Origin of the sequence: uncultured Xylophilus sp. (assembly GCA_913776965.1) — a bacterium.
Taxonomy (GTDB): Bacteria; Pseudomonadota; Gammaproteobacteria; order Burkholderiales; family Burkholderiaceae_C; genus Xylophilus.
Genome location: CAJYQL010000120.1, coordinates 1 through 21,003 on the forward strand (window position 1 = coordinate 1; position 21,003 = coordinate 21,003).

Genomic DNA, 21,003 nt, shown 5'->3' on the forward strand with positions numbered 1-21,003 from the left:
GAGCGCGCCGGCGTGGCCAACACGGGTATCCAGGAGGCGGCCGCGCGCCTCGCGCAGGCCCGTGCGCTGGTGCGCAATGCCGAGGCCGACCGGCTGCCGCAGGTGGTGCTCGGCGGTGGCGTGGTGCGCCAGGCCGGCGCCAACACCGCCACCGGTCCGCGGCCCGCGACGCTCGCCACGGCCGGCGCCAACATGGCGTACGAACTCGACCTGTTCGGCCGCCTGGCCGGCTTGCGCGATGCGGCGGCGCTCGACGCGGCATCCCGCGCCGCGCTGCTGCAGAGCACCCGGCTGCTGGTGCAGGCCGAGACGACGCAGACCTACCTGGCGCTGCGGGCGGTCGATGCCGAGCGTGCGCTGGTGCGCGACACCGCCGCCGCCTACGTCGGCACCCTGGATCTGGTGGAGCGCCGCCTGCGCGCGGGCGACGTCGCGGAGATGGCGCTGGTGCGGCTGCAGGCCGAAGCAGCGGCCACCGAGTCCGAGGCGCTGGCGCTCGACCGCCGCCGCGCCGAACTGGAACATGCGCTGGCCGTGCTCGCCGGCGAGGCCGCGTCCGGCTTCGCCGTAGCGCCGGTGCCCGGCTGGACCGCCACGCTGCCGGTCATCCCGCCGGGCGTGCCGGCGACGGTGCTCGCCCGCCGCCCCGATGTGGCGGCCGCGCAGCGCAGCCTGCTGGCGGCGCAGGCCCGGGTCGGCGTCGCGCAGACCGCGTGGTTCCCGAGCGTGTCGCTCACCGGCAGCGCCGGCTTCGCCGCGGGCGATGCGAGCGACCTGCTGCGCTGGTCGGCGCGTGCCTGGGGGCTCGGCGCACTGCTGTCGCTGCCGGTGTTCGACGGCGGACGGCGGCAGGCGGGCGTCGACGGCGCGATGGCGCAGTTCGACGCCGCGACTGCCGGCTACCGTGGCCAGGTACTCGCCGCGCTGCGCGAGGTGGAGGACCAGCTGTCGGGCCTGCGCATCCTCGCCGAGCAGGCCGAGGTGCAGCAGCGGGCGGTCGCGGCCTCGTCGCGCGCCACGGCGCTGTCGGACTCGCGCTGGCGCAACGGCTACGCCAGCCAGATCGACCTGCTCGATACCCGCCGCAGCGAGCAGCGCAACCGGCGGCAGGCGCTGCAGGTGGCGTCGGCGCGCTACCAGGCGACGGTCGGGCTGGTGCGGGCTCTGGGCGGCGACTGGGAGGCGCCGGCAGCCGCGGCGTCGGCGGCCCTGGCGGACACGGTCGCGGCACGACGCTGACTACAGCCTTTGCTATCGAAAGTGAAGCATGGTGCGCAGGTCCCGCGGGCGCAGGAGGCACTTTTGCTTCGGATCGAGGGTTTGCGGTGACGGACACCGGCGTATCCGGCCTTTGCGGTAACGTGCCGCCATGCACACCTCCTTCCTCGGCCTGGGCTGGCGCACCCTGCGGCGCGACCTGCGCGCAGGCGAACTGCGCCTGCTGATCGTCGCCGTCACCCTCGCGGTGGCGGCGCTCACCTCCGTCGGCTTCTTCGCCGACCGGCTGCAGGGCGGCCTGCAGCGCGACGCGCGGCAACTGCTCGGCGGCGATGCGGTGGTGGTCAGCGACAACCCGACGCCCGCCGCATTCGCCGAGCAGGCGCAGAGCCTCGGCCTGCAGACCAGCACCACGCTCGGCTTTCCGACGATGGGGCGCGCCTCCGACGCCGACGGCGGCGCGAGCAAGCTGGTCGCGCTGAAGGCGGTCGATGCGGCCTATCCGCTGCGCGGCCGGCTGCGGCTGGCGGACGCGCCCGGCGCCGCCGACGCGCCGGTGCAGGGCATTCCCGCGCCGGGCGAAGCCTGGGTCGACGGTTCGCTGCCCGAGGCGCTCGGCCTGCCGATGGGCGGCACGCTGCTGCTCGGCGACAAGGCCTTCCGCATCGCCCGCGTCATCGCCATCGAGCCGGACCGCGGTGCCGGCTTCCTCACCTTCGCGCCGCGCGTCATGGTGAACGCCGTCGACCTCGCCGCGACCCAGCTGGTGCAGCCCGCGAGCCGGCTCACCTACCGCTTCGCCGTCGCTGGCGCCGACGCGCAGGTCAAGGCGTTCACCGAGTGGGCGGAGAATGCGGCGGCTGCGCCCGGCGTGCACGGCGTGCGGGTCGAGTCGCTCGAGACCGGCCAGCCGCAGATGCGCCAGACGCTCGACCGCGCGCAGAAATTCCTGAGCCTGGTGTCGCTGCTCGCCGCACTGCTGTCGGCGGTGGCCGTCGCGCTGGCCGCCCGCGGTTTCGCCGCCAGCCACCTGGACGACTGCGCGATGCTGCGCGTCCTGGGCCAGAGCCAGCGCACCATCGCGCGCAGCTACACCTTCGAATTTGCGCTGGTCGGCCTGTTCGCCAGCGCGCTCGGCGTGGCGATCGGCTTCGCGGTGCACTACGTCTTCATCGCGCTGCTCGCCGGCCTGGTCGACAGCAGCCTGCCGGCGCCCGGCGCCTGGCCGGTCGCGTTCGGCGTCGGCATGGGCCTGACGCTGCTGTTCGCCTTCGGCCTGCCGCCAGTGCTGCAGCTGGCGCAGGTGCCGCCGCTGCGGGTGATCCGGCGCGACGTGGGCGGCCTGAAGCCGGCGTCCCTCGGCGTGCTGGCGGTGGGGGTGGCGGGCTTCGCCGCGCTGCTGCTCGCGGCCAGCAGCGACCGCAAGCTCGGGCTGATCGCGGTCGGTGGCTTCGCAGCGGCCGTGGTGCTGTTCGCGGTGCTGGCGTGGGTCGCGGTGAAGCTGCTGCGCCGCAGCGTCAACGAGGCGACTGCGCCGCGCTGGCTGGTGCTGGCGACGCGGCAGATCTCGGCGCGGCCGGTGTACGCGGTGGTGCAGGTCAGCGCACTGTCGGTTGGCCTCTTGGCGCTGGTGCTGCTGGTGCTGCTGCGCACCGACCTGATCGGCAGCTGGCGTGCCGCCACGCCGAAGGACGCGCCTAACCGCTTCGTCATCAACGTGCAGCCCGACCAGGGCGAGGCCTTCCAGCAAGCCTTGCGCGAGGCCGGTGTGCAGAAGTACGACTGGTACCCGATGGTGCGCGGCCGCCTGGTCGCGGTGAACAGCCGCGAGGTCTCACCCGCCGACTACACCGAGGACCGGGCCAAGCGCCTGGTGGACCGCGAGTTCAACCTGTCGTACAGCGCGACCGAGCCGCCGCACAACCAGACCGTCGCCGGCCGCTGGACCGACGGCGAGGCCGGCGCGATCAGCGTGGAGGAGGGCCTGGCCGAGACGCTTGGCCTGAAGCTCGGCGACACGCTGCGCTTCGACATCGGCGGCATCTCCAACGAGGCGAAGGTCACCTCGCTACGCAAGGTGGACTGGGGCTCGATGCGGGCCAACTTCTTCGCGATGTACCCGGTCGCGCAGCTGGCCGACGTGCCGGTGACCTTCCTCGCGGCCTACCGGGCGCCTGCGACGCCCGGCTTCGACAACGCGCTGGTGCGGCAATTCCCGAACATTACCAACGTCGACCTGTCGAGCACGCTGGCGCAGGTGCAGCGGGTGCTCGACCAGGTGATCCGCGCGGTGGAGTTCCTGTTCGCGTTCACGCTGGCCGCCGGGCTGGTGGTGCTGTTCGCCGCCGTCACCGCGACCCGCGAGGAGCGGGCGAAGGAATTCGCGATCATGCGCGCCGTCGGCGCCCGCGCCAGCCTGCTGCGGCAGGTGCAGCGGGCGGAGCTGGCCGGCATCGGGCTGCTGGCCGGCTTCCTCGCGAGCGGGGTGGCGGTGGCGGTCGGCTGGGCGCTCGCGCGCTGGGTGTTCGACTTCACTTGGACCGCATCGCCCGCGGTGCCGCTGCTCGGCGCGGTCGCCGGTGCGGTGCTGGCGCTCGCGGCCGGCTGGTGGGGCCTGCGCGACGTGCTGCGCCGACCGGTGGTGGAAACGCTGCGGCGCGCGGCCGAGTAGGCGAGAAGAGGCAGGTCGGGAAGCCGACCGACCTCAGCGTTCGAGCAGCTTGGCGTCGAACGCCATCGAGAACAGCGCGCCGTTGCGGATCGGCATGCGGATGTCGATCAGCAGCCGCCACGGCTTGAAGGAGGTGCCGCCTTCGGCCACCAGCTTGCCGCGTTCGACGTGCAGTCGCTCCTCGGTCACCACGGTGTCCTTGCGCACCGCCTCGAAGTTGAATTCACGGGGCTTGAGATGGGTCTTGAGCCAGCTCCAGACCTCGACGATCTGGTCGTCGAAGCTGTCGCGGGCGGGCATGTCCATGTCGCAGAGAAATTGCGCTTCGTCGCCGAGCGCGGTCCATTTGAAGATCAGCGGGTCCATTCAGGAAGCAAAAGAGACGGGAACACGTGCGTCGGCCCGGTTCCGGACAGGCGGATCGCTGGCGCAGCCGTCAGGTGCGGAGGCGTGCTGTGGCGTATCGCACGAAACCCCTATTTTCAGGGCATTTGTGGTGTTTCCGTGACGGGACTCGTCACAGGTCCGTGGTAGGCCCTGCAACGTTCCCTAGAATCCGCAGGGTTCTGCACCGCCGGGCGGTCAGACGACACCAACAACACTTTCGATCTGGACATCCGTCACATGGCAACTGCGAAAAAAGCAACCCCCAAGGCTCCGGCCACCCCCTCGACCGCGAAGAAGGCCGTGAAGACTGTCGCCGCACCGGCGAAGAAGGCGGCCGCTTCCGCCACCAAGGCCACCGCCGCGCCGGCGAAGAAGACTGCCACGACGCAGGTCAAGAAGGCCGCGGCCGTGCCGGCCAAGAAGGCTGCAGCGCCGGCCGCCAAGGCGGCACCCGCTGCGGTCAAGCCGATCAAGGAAGGCTTCACCAAGGCCGGTCTGGCCACGCACCTGGCCACCCAGGCCGGTGTCGAGCCGAAGGTCGCCAAGGCCGTGCTCGCCGCACTGGAAGCGACGATCCTCGGCGCGGTGCACAAGAAGGGCCACGGCGAATTCACGATGCCCGGCCTGCTGAAGATCGGCGTGCAGAAGGTCGAGGCGAAGAAGAAGCGCTTCGGCAAGGATCCGTTCACCGGCACCGAGCGGTGGTTCCCGGCGAAGCCGGCGTCGGTCCGCATCAAGGCGCGCGCACTGAAGAAGCTGAAGGACGCGGCCGCCTGACGGCGCGCTGATCGGCGCACCTGGCGGCGACGACATGACGGCGGCTTCGGCCGCCGTTGTCGTTTTTGCGGTCGTACCTCGTCGTTGCGCAGGAGGGGTTCCGACAGCCGCTGCCCGCGCGTTCCTACGGTGTCGGTCCTATCCCTGGCGGATGGTGAAGCCTTGTCATCGGACAGATCACGAGGAACACGTCATGAGCGAAGCGAAAAAGACCGGGGCCACCAAGGATCCGAAAGGCGGCCTCACGGCGGCGGGGCGCAAGGCGTTCGCCGAGAAGGACGGGTCGAAACTCAAACCCGGTGTGACCAAGGCGATCAAGGACATGACGCCCGAAGAGATGAAACGCAAAGGCAGCTGGGCATCGCGTTTCTTCGGGCGCACACCGTTGCCGGCACTTCAGGACAAGGACGGCAAGCCGACGCGGTTCGCGCTGTCGGCCCATGCATGGGGAGAGCCGGTTCCGAAAACCGAGGCCGCAGCCCGCAAGATCGCAGAAAAAGGCCGGCGGCTGCTCGAACGTTACAAGCGGGAAAAGGCGAAGCACAAGGCGGTGCCTGCCTGAGCGCCGTTTCGGCGGGATACCGTTCGCGCCTGTACGAGGGCAGGGGGCGCGCACCGACCCGAAAGGCCCGGTCGTGCATTCAAGTTCCTCGACCAGGGCTACGCTGCCGACCCCCCATCAATCAACGACTGGATCTGGGATATGGATACTTCTCGCAGGCCGAGCCTTCAAGGCCGGCTCAGGATCGGTGCCGGTGCATTCCACATGCACCTTCGGGTCGCGGCGACCGCGGGCGGCATGCTCTCCATCGCGGCGCTGGTCGGCACCATCCTGCTGACCACCGCCGTAGTGGTCAAGGTATCGAAACCTTGAAACCCCGGGCATCGGCCGCCCAACAAAAAAGCCTGCTCCCGGATGGGTAGCAGGCTTCGATGCATTGAATGGGGTGGTGGGCCCTGAGTGACTCGAACACTCGACCTACGGATTAAGAGTCCGCTGCTCTACCAACTGAGCTAAGAGCCCCCGCCTGGTCAGTCGATTACCCGAAGGTTTCGCGCCGAACTGGCAAGCCTCGCATTATGCAGCATAAATTCGGCCATATGCAAGACCCGGCCGGATTTTTCAGCTGCATGACAGAATCGGTTTCCCCCATCAGCCGACTCCCCATGGAACGATCCACACGGCAGCGGGCTGCCATCCGTGCAGTGCTCGATGCATCCGACAGTCCGCTCCTGCCGCAGGAGATCCTGGAGCGCGCCCAGGCCCAGGTGACGGCGCTCGGCATGGCGACGGTCTATCGCAACCTGAAGCTGCTCGCCGAAGAGGGCGCGATCCAGGCCGTCACGCTGCCGGGCGAGGCGCCGCGGTACGAGTCCGCTGCGCGGGCGCACCACCACCACTTCCAGTGCCAGACCTGCGGCCGCGTCTTCGACGTGCATGCCTGCCCGGGCAACTTCGACACGCTGGCGCCGCCGGGATTCCAGGTGGCGCGGCACGAACTCACGCTCTACGGCACCTGCGCCGAATGCGCGAGGCCCCGGACTGCCGAGCAATCCGGGGCCTCGCAGGAAGCGGCGCCGCCGCGTCAGTAAGCGGATCCGTCGCGCACCCGGTGGATCTCCTCGATCGGGGTGATCCACACCAGACCGTCGCCGATCTGGCCGGTGCGGCAGACGTTCATGATCGTATCCCGGATCGTCGGCACCATGCCGTCCTCCGCGATCACCGACACCATCACCTTGTCGGTGTAGTCGACCAGTTCGTCGCGGACCGTGCGCTTGCCCATCGCGGCGGGGGCGGTGAAGCCCTCGGCCCGCAACAGGGTCACGCCCGGAAAGTTGGGGATGGCCCGCAGCGCGTCGCGCAGGCGTTCGATGCGGCTGGGCCGCACGATGGCTCGGATTTCCTTCATGTCGTTCGCTCCCTTGTCAGGCTTCCTGCGGCTTTTCGTCGAACCAGCGATAGAGCACCGGCAGCACCACCAGCGTGAGCAGGGTGGAGGTGATCAGGCCGCCGATCACCACGATAGCCAGCGGACGCTGGACCTCGGAGCCGGGGCCGGTGGCGAACAGGAACGGCACCAGGCCGAGCAGCGCCACCGTCGCGGTCATCATCACCGGCCGGAACCGGGCGATGCAGCCTTCGCGCACGGCTTCCGCCACGTCGAGGCCGTCCTCCCGCAGCTTGCGGATGTAGCTGACGAGCACCACGCCGTTCAGCACCGCGATGCCCCACAGCGCGATGAAGCCGACCGACGCCGGCACGCTCACGTATTCGCCGGTCACGAACAGGCCGATCAGGCCGCCGATCGACGCGAACGGCAGCACCAGGATGATCAGTCCGGCCAGCTTCAGCGACTTGAACAGCATGAACAACAGGAAAAAGATCGCGGCGATGGTCAGCGGCACGATGATCGACAGCGTCGCCATCGCGCGTTCCATGTTCTCGAACTGTCCGCCGTAGACGAAGTAGTAGCCGTCCGGCAGCTGCACGTCGCGGTTGATGCGCTGCTGCGCCTCGGCCACGAAGCCGGCGAGGTCGCGACCCTCCACGTTCGCGCCCACCACCACGCGCCGCTTGCCGCTCTCCCGGCTGATCTGCGCGGGGCCGTCCACCAGGTGGATCTTGGCGAGCGAGTAGAGCGGCACCTGCGCACCGCTGGGAGTGGACAGCAGGGTGTTGCCGATCGCCTCGGTCGAGTTGCGGAACGCCTCGGGGAAACGCACCGCCACCGCGAAGCGCCGCTCGCCTTCGTACAGCGTCGTGATCGCCTTGCCGCCGATGGCCGATTCGATCACCGCCTGCACGTCGGTCACGTTCAGGCCCTGGCGGGCGATCGCGGTGCGGTCGATGTCCACCATCAGCGCCTGCTGGCCCGAGAGCCGTTCGACGCGGATGTCGCGGCTGCCGGGGATGTCCTTCAGGATCCGTGCCACCTGTTCGGACACGCGCTTGAGTTCGGGCAGCGTGTCGCCGAACACCTTGATCGCGACCTGCGACCGCACGCCGGTGACCATCTCGTCGACCCGCTCGGAGATCGGCTGCGACAGCACGATCTGCACGCCCGGGATGGTGGAGAGCCGCTGGCGGATGTCCTCGTCGATCTCGTCCTGGGTCCGGTCGGATTCCGGGTCCAGGATCACGATCGGGTCGGACTCGTTCGGGCCCGCCGGATCGGCCGGAGACTCGCCGCGGCCGAGCTTCGAGACCACCGACTTCACGCCCGGCACCGACGCGACCATCTTCATCGCGTCCATCTCCATGCGGATCGATTCGTCCAGCGAGATGCTGGGCACCCGGTTGATCTGCGGCGTGAGCGCTCCTTCCTTCATCGTCGGCATGAAGGACTTGCCGAGGAACGGGAACAGCGCCATCGAGCCGAGCAGCAGCGCCACGGCGACCGTCAGCGTGACCCGGTTGCGCGCGGTGGCGCTGTCGAGCAGCCGCAGGTAGTGCCGCTTCATGAAAGCGATAATCCGGGTGTCGTGGTCGCCCTGTCCCGGCTTCACCTTCAGGAAGTAGGAGCACAGCACCGGCGACAGGAACAGCGACACGATCAGAGAGACGAACAGCGCGATCGCGATGGTCAGCGCCAGCGGTCCGAACATCTTGCCTTCCTGCCCCTGCAGCGTCATCAGCGGCAGGAACACCAGGATGATGATCATGATGCCGAAGATGGTCGGCACCGCGACCTCGGTGGTCGCCTGCAGGATGGTGCGGATGCGCGAGCCTTCCTCCTTCATCTGGCCGAGCCGGTGGAAAATGTTCTCCACCACCACCACCGTCGCGTCCACCATCAGGCCGATCGCGATCGCGAGACCGCCGAGCGACATCAGGTTGGCCGAGATGCCGTACTTGTTCATCGCGATGAATGTGGTGAGCGGCGTGATGATCAGCGTCGCCACCACGATCAGGCTGGACCGCACGTCGCCCAGGAATACGAACAGGACGATGATCACCAGGATCACGCCCTCGATCAGCACCTTGGCTACGGTCCAGACCGCCGCGTCTACCAGATCGGTCCGGTCGTAGAACGGCTTGATCTGCAGGCCGCCGGGCAGCATCTTCTGGCTGTTGATCTCGGCGACTTTCTCCTGCACGCGGGTGACGACCTGCTTGGCATTGCCGCCGCGCATCATCAGCACGATGCCCGAGACCGCCTCGGTGTAGCCGCCCTTGACGATCGCGCCTTGGCGCACCTCGTGGCCGAGCGTGACCTCGGCCAGGTCGCGCACGTACACCGGCACGCCGCGCTCTTCCTTCACCACGATGTTGCCGATGTCCTCGAGCGTGCGGATCAGGCCCACGCCCTGGATCAGGTACTGCTCGTTGGACAGCGGCAGGATGCCGCCGCTGGCGTTGGTGTTGTTGGCGGAGATCGCCTCCACCACCTTCTGCACCGACAGGTTGTAGTAGCGCAAACGGGCCGGATCGACCAGCGCCTGGTACTGGCGGACGTAGCCGCCCTGCGAGTTGATTTCCGCGACCCCGGGGATGGAGCGCAGCATCGGCCGCAGCACCCAGTCCTGGATCGTGCGGCGCTCGGTCAGCTCGGCCTGCGACAGCGGCTTGTCGCCGTCGTCCGGATGCTCGAGCGTGTACTGGTAGACCTCGCCCAGGCCGGTGGAGACCGGCCCCAGCACCGGCACGATGCCGGCCGGCATGCGCGGCGTGACCTCGATCAGCCGCTCCATGACGAGCTGGCGCGCGAAGTACACGTCGGTCTTGTCGGTGAAGACGAGGGTGATGATGGACAGGCCGCTCTTGTTGAGCGAGCGCATCTCGACGATGCCGGGCAGGCCGGTCATCGCGATCTCCAGCGGCACGGTGACGAAGCGCTCGATCTCCTCGGGCGACCGGCCGGGCGCCTCGGCGGCGATCTGCACCTGCACGTTGGTCACGTCGGGGAAGGCGTCGAGCGACAGCCGCATCGACTCGCGCACGCCGAAGGCGCACAGCACCAGGGCGAGCACGATCACGAGCAGCCGCTGGCCGAGCGCGGCCTTGATCAGGGAAGCGATCATGGGCTTACTCCAGTTCGGCGCGCTTGCGCTCGTTGTTCAGGTGGAAGGCCCCCTGGGTGACGACCTCGGTACCTTCCTTGACGCCCTGCAACAGCGGGCGCAGGCCGTTGCTGGTCGGGCCGAGCTCGACCGGGGTGAGCCGGTAGCGGTTGTCGCCGGTCTTCACGAATACGTGGTCGCGGTCGTTCTCCCGCACCACCGCGTCGGCCGGCAGCGCCAGTACCTGGCGGGGCGCGCCCGAGATGCGCATGGTCGCCAGCATCTGCGGCTTGAGCGCGCGCTGGGCGTTGTCGACCTGCGTGCGGATCGCGACGGTGCGGGTTTCCGGCTCGACGGTCGCGCCGACGTAGACCACCTTGCCGGTGAGCGGCACGCCGTTGAGCGCCGGCACGTCGATCTCGACCGACTGGCCGAGCTGCACCGAAGTGGCGGCCTGCTCGGGCATGGCGCCCACCACCCACACGTTGCTCAGGTCGGCCACGGTGAACAGCGGATCGCCCGGCTGGGCCACCTGGCCCTGGCTCACGGTGCGCTCGATCACCACGCCAGCACGTTCGGCGGTGACGACGGTGGAGGTCGCGAGGGTGCCCTGGTCGCGCAGCCGCTGGACTTCGCCGGCCGAGACGCCGAGCAGGCGCAACTGGTCGGTCGCGGCGCGCAGTTCCGCCCGGGCGATCGCCAGTTCGGACTCGCGGCGCTGCAGTTCGGCCGAGCCGATCACGTCGGCCTGGATCAGCTGCCGGGCGCGCTCGACCGCACGGGCGGCGAGCGAGGTCTGCGAACTGGCGCGCAGCACCGCGAGCTGCGCCTGCGTCAGTTCGGGACTGGTCACCCGGGCCAGCGCCTGGCCGGGCCGGACGTTGTAGCCGAGGTCGGCGAGCACTTCGGTGACGCGGCCGGTGACGGAGGCGCCGATGCGGCTGACCAGCCGCTCGTTGGCCTCGACGCGGCCGGCGACTTCCTGCACGGTGGCGATGTCGGCCATCTTGAGCGGCGCGACCTTGAAGTTGGACGCCATCTCGGGCTTGACCTGCACGACCAGCGGATCGGGCGGCGGCGTGACTTCGGCGGCAGCGGGTTCTTGCTTCTTGCCGCAGGCCTGCAGCGCGAGCAGGGCGCACAGGACGAAGGCTGCGGTGGCGCTGCGACGGAAAACCGCGGGAGAGGAGGTGGTGGGAGCCATGGTCGGGAATCTTTCGGTGGACATCGGTGTCGGGATCAGCGGATGCCGGCGGCGTTGAGCGCGGGCGAGGGCAACGGGGCACCGTCGCCGGTCCAGCGTCCGGCGAGGAAGTCGAGCTCCACCCGGGCGGACTGCACCTGGAATCGCGCGGTCAGCAGGTCGGCCCGCACGCCGCGCAGCACCCGCTGTGCATCCAGCACGTCCAGGATGCCGCGCTCGCCGAAGCGGTAGGCGGCATCGGCGACGCGCAGTGCGGCTTCGGCGTCGCGCACCGCGCCCTGGCTCAGCGCCTCGACGCGCAGGCGCGCCATCTCCAGTGCGCGGCCGGCCTGGAGCACCTGCTGCTCCAGTTCGGCACGGCGGCCGTCGAGCCGGCCGCGGGCGCGTTCCAGTTCGGAGCCGGCCTCGGCGATCGGGCCGGTGCGGCGGTCGAGCAGCGGGATCTGTACGCTCACGCCGACCACGTTCTGCCGGATGTCCGGCTCGCGGCTCTGGGTGTAGCGCAGTTCCACGCCGGGCCAGCGTCCGGCCTCGGCGCCGGCGAGCTGGGCCTGCGCCCGGTCGACCTCGGCGCGCAGCGCGAGCAGTTCGGGGTTGCGCTCCAGCGCGTTCTGCAGCACGACCTGGATGTCGGGCGGCGGCAGGGCGTCGCCCAGGGTCGCATCGAGCGTCCATTGGGTCGGCAGGGCGCCGGCGGCGAGCCGGTTGAGCGTGATCGCGGCCTGCTCGGCCTGCAGCAGCGAGGTCTGGCGCAGAGAGCGGGCATTGACGATTTCCGCATCGGCCTTGATCAGTTCGTAGCGCGGTGCCTCGCCGCTGTCGACCCGGGCACGGACCCGCGAATTCACCTGCTCCAGCAGCGACAGCGATTCGGCCGACGCCGCGGCCTCGGCCTGGCGCAGCAGCACGTCGTAGGCGCGCAGGCGGATCTGGGCGACGAGTTCGTTGCGGGCCACGCCGACCAGCCAGACGCTGCCGCGTTCGCCGGCACGGGCCGCATCGACGCGGGCGCTGCGTAGTGCAGGGTTCTCGATCAGCTGCGAGACGCCGACGGTCTGCACGCGGCCGGACAGGCCGCCGGCCAAGCGGGCGCTCTGGTTGCCGGCGCTGAAGTCCAGCCGCGGATTGGGCAGTGCGCCGGCGGTGACGACGCCTGCGGTCGCGGTGTTGCGCTGGCGCTGGGCCGACAGCAGGGCCGGGTTGTTCAGCAGGATGGTGTCGGTCAGTTCCTGCAGGCCGATCCGGGGGCCGCCCGACAGCGATGCGGCCGCGGCGGCGCCGGATGCAGCGGCGGCCGGCAGGTTCAGGGACGGCGGCTGCCCGGCGGCGGGCGGCAGGGGCGAAGCGGTGGCGCGGGTGGCACCGGGTGCGGGCTGGGCGGCGACAGGCGCGGTCAGCACCGGAAAGGCAGCGGCGAGCAAGGTCGCAGCGACGGCACGGTAGTGTCGAAGGGGCATGAAGGGGCACTGCCGGCGAAGGCAGATCGGGGCGAAACGACCATCCACGGCAGGACTGCCGGTGGACGAGGAGCACGGGCTGCCGACAGCGGTGTGTCGGTCGGCAGCGGCATGGCGGTCAGGCGAGCGTGGGTCTGGGAGGGCGCAGCATGCCCTGCAGCCACGGCAGCGGCAGGGAGCGGCCGAGCATCGGCGCGGGGAGATGCATCACGGCGAGCACCGGCTGCGGATCGGCCGCGAAGGCGATCATTTCGGTGCGGTCGTCGTTGTTCGCCTGGGTGTCGAACGCCACCTGGGCGGCGGCGGCCGAGAGGACGGCCTTGTCGAGCAGTTCGGCGTGCGGATGACAGAAGACGAAGGTCACACCCGGCGTTTCCGCGGCCGCCGCAGGCAGGGCGGTCGCCGCGGCCTGCTGCACCACCACCGGCAGCAGGGTGGGTGCGCCGCCCGACGGACGCTTGCAGCCCGTGCCGGCATAAGCGGCGAGGGCGAACAGCAGGGTCAGCAGGGCGGTGAAGGCGAGTCGCATGGAAAGACGAGGTACTGCTGCTCAGAATGTGAGCGGCAGACGCCCGTCATTCTGCATCAGCACCACGGCTTTGCGGCAACGGCATCCGGAAAAACCCGCCCCGGCCGGCTAGCCGCAGGCCCGCTTTGGCACGATACCTGCACCGTTGCGGTGCCGCGGCGTGCCCGTCCGAGCACCGCCTTCGCCACCTTCCATGACCGGTTCCTCCCCCGACGCCGATACCTCCGGCGCGCCGCTGCAGCGTGTCGTCAAGGTGCGCCGTGACTACAACGCATGGGTCGGCAGCGAGACGATGGAGGACTATGCGCTCCGGTTCACGCCGCGGCAGTTCCGGCGCTGGTCGGAATGGCGGGTCGCCAACACCGCGTTCGGCGCCGCGTCCTTCCTGATCCTGGAGGCGGTCGGCGCGACGCTGCTGGTGCAGTACGGCGCGACCAACGCGTTCTGGGCGATCGTCGCAACCGGCCTGATCATCTTCCTGGCCGGCCTGCCGATCAGCATCTACGCAGCGCGCTACGGCGTCGACATGGACCTGCTGACCCGCGGCGCCGGCTTCGGCTACATCGGCTCGACCCTCACCTCGCTGATCTACGCCTGCTTCACCTTCATCTTCTTCGCGCTCGAGGCGGCGGTGATGGCCTATGCGCTGGAACTGGCGCTCGGCGTGCCTCCGCGCTGGGGCTACCTGATCTGCGCGCTGGTGGTCATCCCGCTGGTGACCCACGGCGTCTCGATCATCAGCCGGCTGCAGCTGTGGACCCAGCCGGTCTGGCTGGCGATGCTGATCGTCCCGTTCGTCTATGTGTGGATGCGCGATCCCGGTGCGTTTGTCGGCGTGATGCACTACGGCGGTGAATACGGCACCGGAGCAGGGTTCAATCTGCACGCATTCGGTGCGGCACTGACCGTCGGCATCGCGCTCATCACCCAGATGGGCGAGCAGGCGGACTACCTGCGCTTCATGCCCGAGCGGCAGCCCGGCCGCGCGCGGCGCTGGTGGTTCGGAGTGCTGGCGGGCGGACCGGGCTGGGTGGTGCTGGGCGTGTTCAAGATGCTCGGCGGCGCGCTGCTGGCCTGGCTCGCGATCTCGCATGCGGTGCCGCCGGAGCGGGCGGTCGATCCGAACCAGATGTATCTGGCCGCCTACGAATACGTGTTCCCGCATTACGGCTGGGCAGTGGCGGCGACCGCCTTCTTCGTGGTGCTGTCGCAGCTGAAGATCAACGTCACCAACGCCTATGCCGGCTCGCTCGCCTGGAGCAACTTCTTTTCGCGCGTGACCCACAGCCATCCGGGCCGGGTGGTGTGGGTGGTGTTCAACACGCTGATCGCCTTCATGCTGATGGAGATGAACGTGTTCGAGGCGCTGGGCGACGTGCTCGGCCTGTATTCGAATATCGCCATCGCCTGGATGACCGCGGTGGTGGCCGATCTGGTGATCAACAAGCCGCTCGGCCTGTCGCCGAAGGGCATCGAGTTCAAGCGCGCCCATCTGTACGACGTGAACCCGGTGGGTGTGGGCGCGATGGGGCTGGCGTCAGCACTGTCGATCGCGGCGCACCTGGGGCTGTTCGGCCGCACCGCGCAGGCGTTTTCGGCGGTGATCGCGCTCGGCACCGCGCTCGCCGCCGCGCCGCTGATCGCCTGGGCCACCGGCGGGCGCTACTACCTGGCGCGGACACCGCAGGTCGTGGCCGAGGCCGGATGCGGCAATCGCGACGGCAACGGCAACGGCTGCGCGGGCGCCGGCGCGCAGGTCACCCTGCGCTGCGTGATCTGCGAGCGCATCTACGAAGGCCCGGACATGGCGCACTGCCCGGCCTACCGCGGACCGATCTGCTCGCTGTGCTGCACGCTCGACGCCCGCTGCGGCGACCTGTGCAAGCCGCATGCGAGCCTGGCCGCGCAGTGGTCGGGCGCGCTGCGCTGGCTGCTGCCGCGGCGCATCTGGCCCTACCTCGACACCGGGCTCGGCCATTTCCTGCTGCTGATGCTGGTGATCGTGCCGCTGCTCGGGGTGGTGTTCGGGCTGCTCTACCGGCAGGAGGCGGCGGCGCTCGGCGGCACGCTGGCCAGCGGCGCCGAAGCCTCGCTGCGCGCCGGCTTCCTCAAGGCCTACATGGCGCTGCTGGTGATCGCGGGCGTGGTGGCGTGGTGGCTGGTGCTGGCGCACCAGAGCCGCCGGGTCGCGCAGGAGGAATCGAACCGCCAGACGCACCTGCTGGTGGAGGAGATCGAATCCCACCGCCGCACCGACCATGCGCTGCAGCAGGCCCGCCAGGTGGCCGAAGATGCCCGCCGCGTCGCCGACCAGGCCAACCAGGCGAAGAGCCGCTACATCAGCACGATCAGCCACGAGCTGCGCACGCCGCTCAACAGCATCCTGGGATATGCGCAGCTGATGGGCGAGGACCCGGCGGTGCCGCCGCACCGGCGGCAGGCGGTCAACGTGATCAAGCGCGGCGGTGAGCACCTGCTGTCGTTGATCGAGGGCACGCTGGACATCGCGCGGATCGAATCGGGCAAGCTGACGCTCGCGGTCAAGCCGATGCAGTTCGCCGACGGCCTACACGAGATGGCCGGCATGTTCGAGCCGCAGGCCCGCGGCAAGGGACTGGACTTCGTGTTCGACGTGGTCGGTACCCTGCCCGAGGTGGTGCGGGCCGACGAGAAGCGGCTGCGGCAGATCCTGATCAACCTGCTGGGCAACGCCGTCAAGTTCACGGCACAGGGCCGTATCACGCTGCGCGCGCGCCACAAGCGCGAGATGGCGGTGATCGAGGTGGAGGACACCGGCCCCGGCATGTCGGCCGACGACTTGGCGCGCATCTTCGACCCGTTCGCCCGCGGCACCACCGCCGCGCACGGCGCGCCGGGGGCGGGGCTGGGACTGACGATCGCCAAGATGCTGACCGACCTGATGGGCGGCGAGCTGACCGCCGAGAGCACGCCGGGCGTCGGCTCGCGCTTCCGGGTGCGGCTCTTCCTGCCGGAGGTGCATGCGGCCGAGGGTGCGGCCCGCCGCACGGCGACGCCGGCACGCCAGCCGCGGCGCGGCTATGCCGGCCCGCGCCGCAGCATCCTGGTGGTGGACAACGAGGAGCCCGACCGCGAACTGCTGGTGCAGTTGCTGGAGCCGCTCGGCTTCCAGCTGCGCACCGCCGCCAGCGGCCACGACTGCCTGGACCTGCTGGCCGCCGGCCTGCGGCCCGACGTGATCCTGATGGACCTGGCGATGCCGGGCATCGACGGCTGGGAGACGATCCGCCGGCTGCGCGCCGCCGGCCACACCGCGGCGCAGGTCGCGGTGGTGTCGGCCAACGCGTTCGACAAGGGCCTGGAGAACGACGTCGGCATCCGGCCGGAGGACTTCATCGTCAAGCCGCTGCGCCACAGCGAACTGCTCGACTGGCTGGAGCGCCGGCTGGGCCTCGTCTGGCAGGTCGATGCCCCGGTGCCGCCGCCGCCCGCCGCCCCGCTGCCGGAGCCGCCCGCCGCGACCGTGCTGCCCGATGCTGCATCCCTTGCGGCGCTGCGCGAGGTGGTGGAGCTGGGCTACTACCGCGGCATCCTCGATGTGCTGGATGCCATCGCCGCGCGGCAGCCGGCCGCCGGGCCGTTCGTAGAGGAGATGCGCGGGCTGGCGCGACAATTCCAGTTCGAGGCGATCGCCCGGCGGCTGCCACCGCTGCCCGGCGACCCGCCGCCCCCCGCTGCGCCCGCCTGACCCGCATGGACCTTCCCGCTTCGCCCCCCGGACCGCCGACCGTATCGCCGACTACGCCGACCACGGCCCCGCTCGGCCGGGGCCGCGACCGCGGCAACGGCGACCTGGTGCTGGTGGTGGACGACGTGCCCGACAACCTGGCGCTGCTGCACGATGCGCTCGACGAGTCGGGCTACACCGTGCTGGTCGCCACCGGCGGCGAGGCGGCGCTGGCGCGTGCCGCGCAGGCGCTGCCCGACATCGTCCTGCTCGACGCGATGATGCCGGGCATGGACGGTTTCGAGGTGGCGCGCCGGCTGAAGGCGCAGCCGGCCACCGCGCACATCCCGATCATCTTCATGACCGGCCTGACCGAGACCGAGCACCTGGTCGCGGCGCTGGAGGCCGGCGGCACCGACTACATCACCAAGCCGATCCGGCCGCCCGAGGTGCTGGCCCGGATGAACGTGCACCTGCAGGGCGCCCGCCGGGCCCGGCAGGAGGCGAGGCAGGCCGGACAGGCGCGCAATGCGCTCGACGCCTTCGGCTACGCCAGCATCACCGTGCGCGCGGCCGACGGCCGGCTGATGTGGCAGACGCCGCTGGCGCGCGACCTGCTGGCGCGCTGGTTCGGCACCCAGGCCCCGGTCACGCCGGTGCCGGTGCTCGACTGGCTGCGCCGGCACCTCGCCGATGCCGACCGGCAGGTCGAGCCGCCGAAGCTGGTGTTCGAGCAGGCCGCGCTGCGGCTCTCCTTCCGGCTGCACCGGCAGGTCGGCGACGAGCCGGGCGGCGACTGGCTGATCATCATGCGGGAGGCGAGCGACGCCGCGGTGATCGAGGCGATGCGCCTCGCCTTCCAGCTCACCGCCCGCGAGGCGGAGGTGCTGTACTGGGTGGTGAAGGGCAAGATCAACCGCGACATCGCCGACATCCTCGGCGCCAGCCCCGCCACGGTGAAGAAGCACCTGGAACGCATCCTCGCCAAGATGGGTGTCGAGACGCGCACCTCAGCGGCCGGCATGGCGATGAACCGCATCCGGCAGCTGCACCCGGAATTCGAAGGTTAGGACGTTAATCGGCTCGTTACGCCCGCCGGATGTGCGCAGTCAGCTATCGAAACCGTAGCAAAAGAAAAAGCCCGGCAAGGCCGGGCTTCGTGAGGCGAGAGGCGAGGGCGTCAATGCACGCCGCTGCCCTTGCCGCCCTGGCGGCTCTGCGCCTGGTTGCCGCTGCCGACGTTGCTTTCGCGGTCGTGGCGGCTCTCGGGCGTGCGGCGCGGCTCGTTCTTCTGCGTCGCCTCGCCGTGCTGCGACGCCTTGTTGTGTTCGGTCTGGCCGTTGCGGTCGTTCTGCGAATTCGACATGGACTGCTCCTTGGAGGGTGAGAAAGAGGCCGGCACCTGCGGCACCGGACGAAGCCTCATCGTTCGCAGCCCGCGCCGGTCCGTATGTCGGACCGGGCCGATACGCCCGCCCGGCGGCGCCTACACGTCGAAGAACACGGTTTCCTGCAGACCCTGCATATGGATGTCGAAGCGGTAGACCGTGCGGCCGCCGGCATCGACACGGCGGGCGATCAGGGTGTCGCGCCGGTCGGCAGGCACCGACTGCAGCACCGCATCCTGCGCGTTCGCCTCGGCCTCGTCGTCGAAGTAGATGCGGGTGAAGGCGTGCAGCAGCATGCCGCGCATCGTCAGGATCACGTCGATCCGCGGGGCCTCGCCTGGGGCGATGGCGCCGGGCTTGACGGTGTCGAAGTGCCAGCGCAGGTCCGGATCGGTGCCGGTGCCGCAGCGGCCGAAGCCACGGAAGCCACTGATGCGGGCCGCGGCGCGCGGCGCCTCGGCCGGCGCGGCATGGCGGCCGTGGGCGTCGGCCTGCTGGATCTCGAGCATCGCGTCGCCGATCGGCACGCCGTCGCCGTCGAACACCCGGCCTTCCAGGCGGATGTGTTCGCCCGGCGCATGGTCGTAGGCGACGGTGCTGTCGAACACCTGGTCGAAGCCATAGCGGTATTGCTCCGCGGTCAGGCCGTAGGCGAAGTAGGGGCCGACGGTCTGCGACGGCGTCTGGCCGAAGGACGCCTGCTGGGCGCTCATCAGGGTGGGATCGGTCATGGGGGTTATCTCCGGGCGATGGGCGCTCAGCGCGGGGTCTCGAACGGCGTTTCGTCGGCGCCACGCAGCACGATGTCGAACTGGTAGCCGAGGGCGAAGCCTTTCTCGGTCACGTCGAGGCTGAAGTCCGCGACCAGCCGGTTGCGCGTGCGCTCGGGCGTGCCCTTGAAGATCGGGTCGAAGGCCAGCAGCGGGTCGGCCGGGAAGTACATCTGCGTGACCAGCCGGCTCGCGAAGTGCTGGCCGAACAGCGACAGGTGGATGTGCTGCGGCCGCCAGGCGTTGGGGTGGTTGCCCCAGGGATAGGCGCCGGGCTTGATCGTGAGGAAGCGGTAGCGCCCGTCGGCATCGGTCAGGCAGCGGCCGGCGCCGAGGAAGTTGGGGTCAAGCGGCGCATCGTGCTGGTCGACCTTGTGCACGTAGCGGCCGCTGGCGTTGGCCTGCCACAGCTCGACCAGCGTGTGCGGCACCGGGCGGCCGCGGTCGTCCAGCACCCGGCCGGCGAGCACCATGCGTTCGCCGATCGGCTCGCCGTTGACGCGGGCGTTGCGGGTCAGGTCGTGGTCCCACTGCGCGATGCTGTCGTGGCCGTAGACTGGCTGCGTCAGCTCGCCGAGCGAGGCCTTCAGCGGTACCAGCGGCCGGGTCGGACCGCGCTTGGCGGTGGAGCGGTAGCCGTCGTAGAGGTAGGGGGACTGGCCGTCCCAGTCGCGCGGCGACAGGGTGGGCAGCGGCCTGGCGGTACGGGTAAGCATGGAGGTGTCTCCTTCGATGGCGTGCGTGCGGAAAGGCGGCCGACAGGGCGGTCGGGATGGCGCGACTGTAGGCAGGGATTTGCATTCTGTATATTGAAGATTGCGCCGATTCACATCACTCCTCGTCATGCAAGACCCGCCGCCCGGTACCGATGCCGCCGCCGCCTTCGCCCGCAACGTGCAGCTGCGCCACCTGCGCTGCCTGGTCGCGGTGGCGCAGGAGCGGCACCTGGCGCGCGCCGCGGCGCGGCTGTCGCTCAGCCAGCCGGCGATGTCGAAGACGCTCGCTGAGCTGGAAGCGCTGGCCGGCGCGCGGCTGGTGGAGCGCGGCGGTGCCGGCCGGCGCGGCATCCAGGGCCTGACCGGCACCGGCGAGCAGCTGCTTGCGCAGGCGCTGCGGGTGCTGGAGGCGGTGGAGGCGGGTGGCCAGGCAGTCGCCCCCACCGCGGACGGCGGCGCCGCGCGGCTGCGCATCGGTGTGCTGCCGAGCGTGTCGCCGGCGCTGCTGCCGCCCGCACTGGTGGCGCTTCGGGCGCGCTGGCCGGCGCTGCAGATCGTGGTAAAGACGGCCGCGAACGCGGTGCTGCTGGAGGCGCTGCGGGCCGGCGAACTCGACCTCGTGGCGGGCCGGATGAGCGAGCCGGGTCCGATGGCCGGCCTGGCCTTCACGCTGCTGCACCACGAGCCGCTCGCCTTCGTGGTGCGGGCCGACCATCCCCTTGCGGCGGCCCGCCGGGCGCGGTCGGTGCCGGCGGTGCTGGCCCATCCGCTGGTGGTGTACGGCGAGGGCACGGTGCCGCGCCACCACACCGAGAGTTTTTTCCGCGCGCTCGGGCTGGTGCTGCCGGCGCACACCCTGCAGACGCTCGACGTGGCGCTGGCGCGCCGGCTGGTGCTGGAGTCCGACGCGGTCTGGATCACGCCGCTCGGCGCGGCCGGTGCCGACATCGCCGCCGGGCTGCTGCGGCGCCTGCCGATCGACACCGCCGGCACCGAGGAGCCGGTCGGCCTGTTGCTGCGGGCCGATGCGCCGGCCTCCGCCGCGGCGGACGCCCTGGCCGCGCTGCTGCGCACGGCGGCGCGGGGCGACGATCAGGCCCAAAAAGCCGCTGTGCGCCCGTCGCGCCTGCGCAGCACGCTATCGAAAAAATAGCAGAAGTTCTGCCGTGCCGTGCC

17 protein-coding genes and 1 tRNA gene are annotated in these 21,003 nt (G+C 70.4%); 8 read left to right on the forward strand and 10 right to left on the reverse strand.

Annotated elements, in window-relative coordinates; all coding sequences use genetic code 11:
- Window positions 1-1,239, forward strand: a 1,239-nt coding sequence (locus tag QZ500_RS16740; RefSeq protein WP_295856755.1) for an efflux transporter outer membrane subunit, incomplete at its 5' end; no start/stop codon positions are given.
- 130 nt (window positions 1,240-1,369) lie between these two features.
- On the forward strand, window positions 1,370-3,889 hold the full coding sequence (locus QZ500_RS16745) for an FtsX-like permease family protein (protein ID WP_295856758.1): 2,520 nt from the start codon (window positions 1,370-1,372) through the stop codon (window positions 3,887-3,889).
- 33 nt (window positions 3,890-3,922) lie between these two features.
- Here the strand turns inward: QZ500_RS16745 and QZ500_RS16750 are convergent, their stop codons facing one another.
- Window positions 3,923-4,255 carry a hypothetical protein gene (locus tag QZ500_RS16750; protein ID WP_295856760.1) on the reverse strand — a complete coding sequence of 111 codons (333 nt, stop codon included), beginning with the start codon at window positions 4,253-4,255 and terminating at the stop codon, window positions 3,923-3,925.
- Window positions 4,256-4,513: 258 nt separating this feature from the next.
- Between QZ500_RS16750 and QZ500_RS16755 the strand changes: the two genes are divergently transcribed.
- Both QZ500_RS16755 and QZ500_RS16760 read left to right on the forward strand, forming a co-directional pair.
- The gene (locus QZ500_RS16755) at window positions 4,514-5,053 is read left to right on the forward strand and encodes an HU family DNA-binding protein (protein ID WP_295856762.1); all 540 of its coding nucleotides are present in this window, start codon (window positions 4,514-4,516) and stop codon (window positions 5,051-5,053) included.
- Between the two features lie 193 nt (window positions 5,054-5,246).
- Entirely contained in the window at window positions 5,247-5,615 is a 369-nt protein-coding gene (locus tag QZ500_RS16760; protein WP_295856764.1) for a DUF6321 domain-containing protein, read from the forward strand.
- Between the two features lie 386 nt (window positions 5,616-6,001).
- On the opposite strand, the gene QZ500_RS16765 is transcribed toward QZ500_RS16760, so the two are convergent.
- A tRNA-Lys gene (locus tag QZ500_RS16765) sits at window positions 6,002-6,077 on the reverse strand.
- 143 nt (window positions 6,078-6,220) lie between these two features.
- Here QZ500_RS16765 and QZ500_RS16770 point away from each other — a divergent pair.
- Window positions 6,221-6,646 (forward strand): transcriptional repressor, encoded by a 426-nt coding sequence (locus QZ500_RS16770; protein WP_295856766.1) that lies wholly within the window; start codon window positions 6,221-6,223, stop codon window positions 6,644-6,646.
- Here QZ500_RS16770 and QZ500_RS16775 read toward each other — a convergent pair.
- From QZ500_RS16775 to QZ500_RS16795, 5 genes are all read right to left on the reverse strand, one after another.
- Window positions 6,640-6,966 carry a P-II family nitrogen regulator gene (locus tag QZ500_RS16775; RefSeq protein WP_295856768.1) on the reverse strand — a complete coding sequence of 109 codons (327 nt, stop codon included), beginning with the start codon at window positions 6,964-6,966 and terminating at the stop codon, window positions 6,640-6,642. The genes QZ500_RS16770 and QZ500_RS16775 overlap by 7 nt on opposite strands.
- 16 nt (window positions 6,967-6,982) lie before the next feature.
- A complete protein-coding gene (locus tag QZ500_RS16780) occupies window positions 6,983-10,078 on the reverse strand; it encodes a CusA/CzcA family heavy metal efflux RND transporter (protein WP_295856769.1) in 3,096 nt (1,031 codons plus the stop codon).
- Between the two features lie 4 nt (window positions 10,079-10,082).
- Window positions 10,083-11,261, reverse strand: a complete 1,179-nt coding sequence (locus tag QZ500_RS16785) for an efflux RND transporter periplasmic adaptor subunit (protein ID WP_295856772.1) — start codon at window positions 11,259-11,261, stop codon at window positions 10,083-10,085.
- A 35-nt stretch (window positions 11,262-11,296) separates the two neighbouring features.
- Window positions 11,297-12,718 carry a TolC family protein gene (locus tag QZ500_RS16790; protein WP_295856774.1) on the reverse strand — a complete coding sequence of 474 codons (1,422 nt, stop codon included), beginning with the start codon at window positions 12,716-12,718 and terminating at the stop codon, window positions 11,297-11,299.
- Window positions 12,719-12,836: 118 nt separating this feature from the next.
- Window positions 12,837-13,247: a hypothetical protein gene (locus tag QZ500_RS16795; RefSeq protein ID WP_295856777.1), complete on the reverse strand. Its 411-nt coding sequence runs from the start codon at window positions 13,245-13,247 to the stop codon at window positions 12,837-12,839.
- A 193-nt stretch (window positions 13,248-13,440) separates the two neighbouring features.
- Between QZ500_RS16795 and QZ500_RS16800 the strand changes: the two genes are divergently transcribed.
- Both QZ500_RS16800 and QZ500_RS16805 read left to right on the forward strand, forming a co-directional pair.
- Window positions 13,441-16,974 (forward strand): ATP-binding protein, encoded by a 3,534-nt coding sequence (locus tag QZ500_RS16800; protein WP_295856779.1) that lies wholly within the window; start codon window positions 13,441-13,443, stop codon window positions 16,972-16,974.
- Between the two features lie 5 nt (window positions 16,975-16,979).
- Complete coding sequence (locus QZ500_RS16805; RefSeq protein ID WP_295856781.1) at window positions 16,980-18,023, forward strand: response regulator transcription factor; 1,044 nt, start codon at window positions 16,980-16,982, stop codon at window positions 18,021-18,023.
- A gap of 110 nt (window positions 18,024-18,133) precedes the next feature.
- On the opposite strand, the gene QZ500_RS16810 is transcribed toward QZ500_RS16805, so the two are convergent.
- From QZ500_RS16810 to pcaH, 3 genes are all read right to left on the reverse strand, one after another.
- Window positions 18,134-18,319: a hypothetical protein gene (locus QZ500_RS16810; RefSeq protein ID WP_295856783.1), complete on the reverse strand. Its 186-nt coding sequence runs from the start codon at window positions 18,317-18,319 to the stop codon at window positions 18,134-18,136.
- Between the two features lie 120 nt (window positions 18,320-18,439).
- The gene (pcaG, locus tag QZ500_RS16815; RefSeq protein WP_295856785.1) at window positions 18,440-19,072 is read right to left on the reverse strand and encodes a protocatechuate 3,4-dioxygenase subunit alpha; all 633 of its coding nucleotides are present in this window, start codon (window positions 19,070-19,072) and stop codon (window positions 18,440-18,442) included.
- A gap of 26 nt (window positions 19,073-19,098) precedes the next feature.
- Window positions 19,099-19,827 carry a protocatechuate 3,4-dioxygenase subunit beta gene (gene pcaH / locus QZ500_RS16820; RefSeq protein WP_295856786.1) on the reverse strand — a complete coding sequence of 243 codons (729 nt, stop codon included), beginning with the start codon at window positions 19,825-19,827 and terminating at the stop codon, window positions 19,099-19,101.
- Between the two features lie 127 nt (window positions 19,828-19,954).
- Between pcaH and QZ500_RS16825 the strand changes: the two genes are divergently transcribed.
- Window positions 19,955-20,980: a LysR substrate-binding domain-containing protein gene (locus QZ500_RS16825; RefSeq protein WP_295856788.1), complete on the forward strand. Its 1,026-nt coding sequence runs from the start codon at window positions 19,955-19,957 to the stop codon at window positions 20,978-20,980.
- Window positions 20,981-21,003 lie beyond the last annotated feature (23 nt).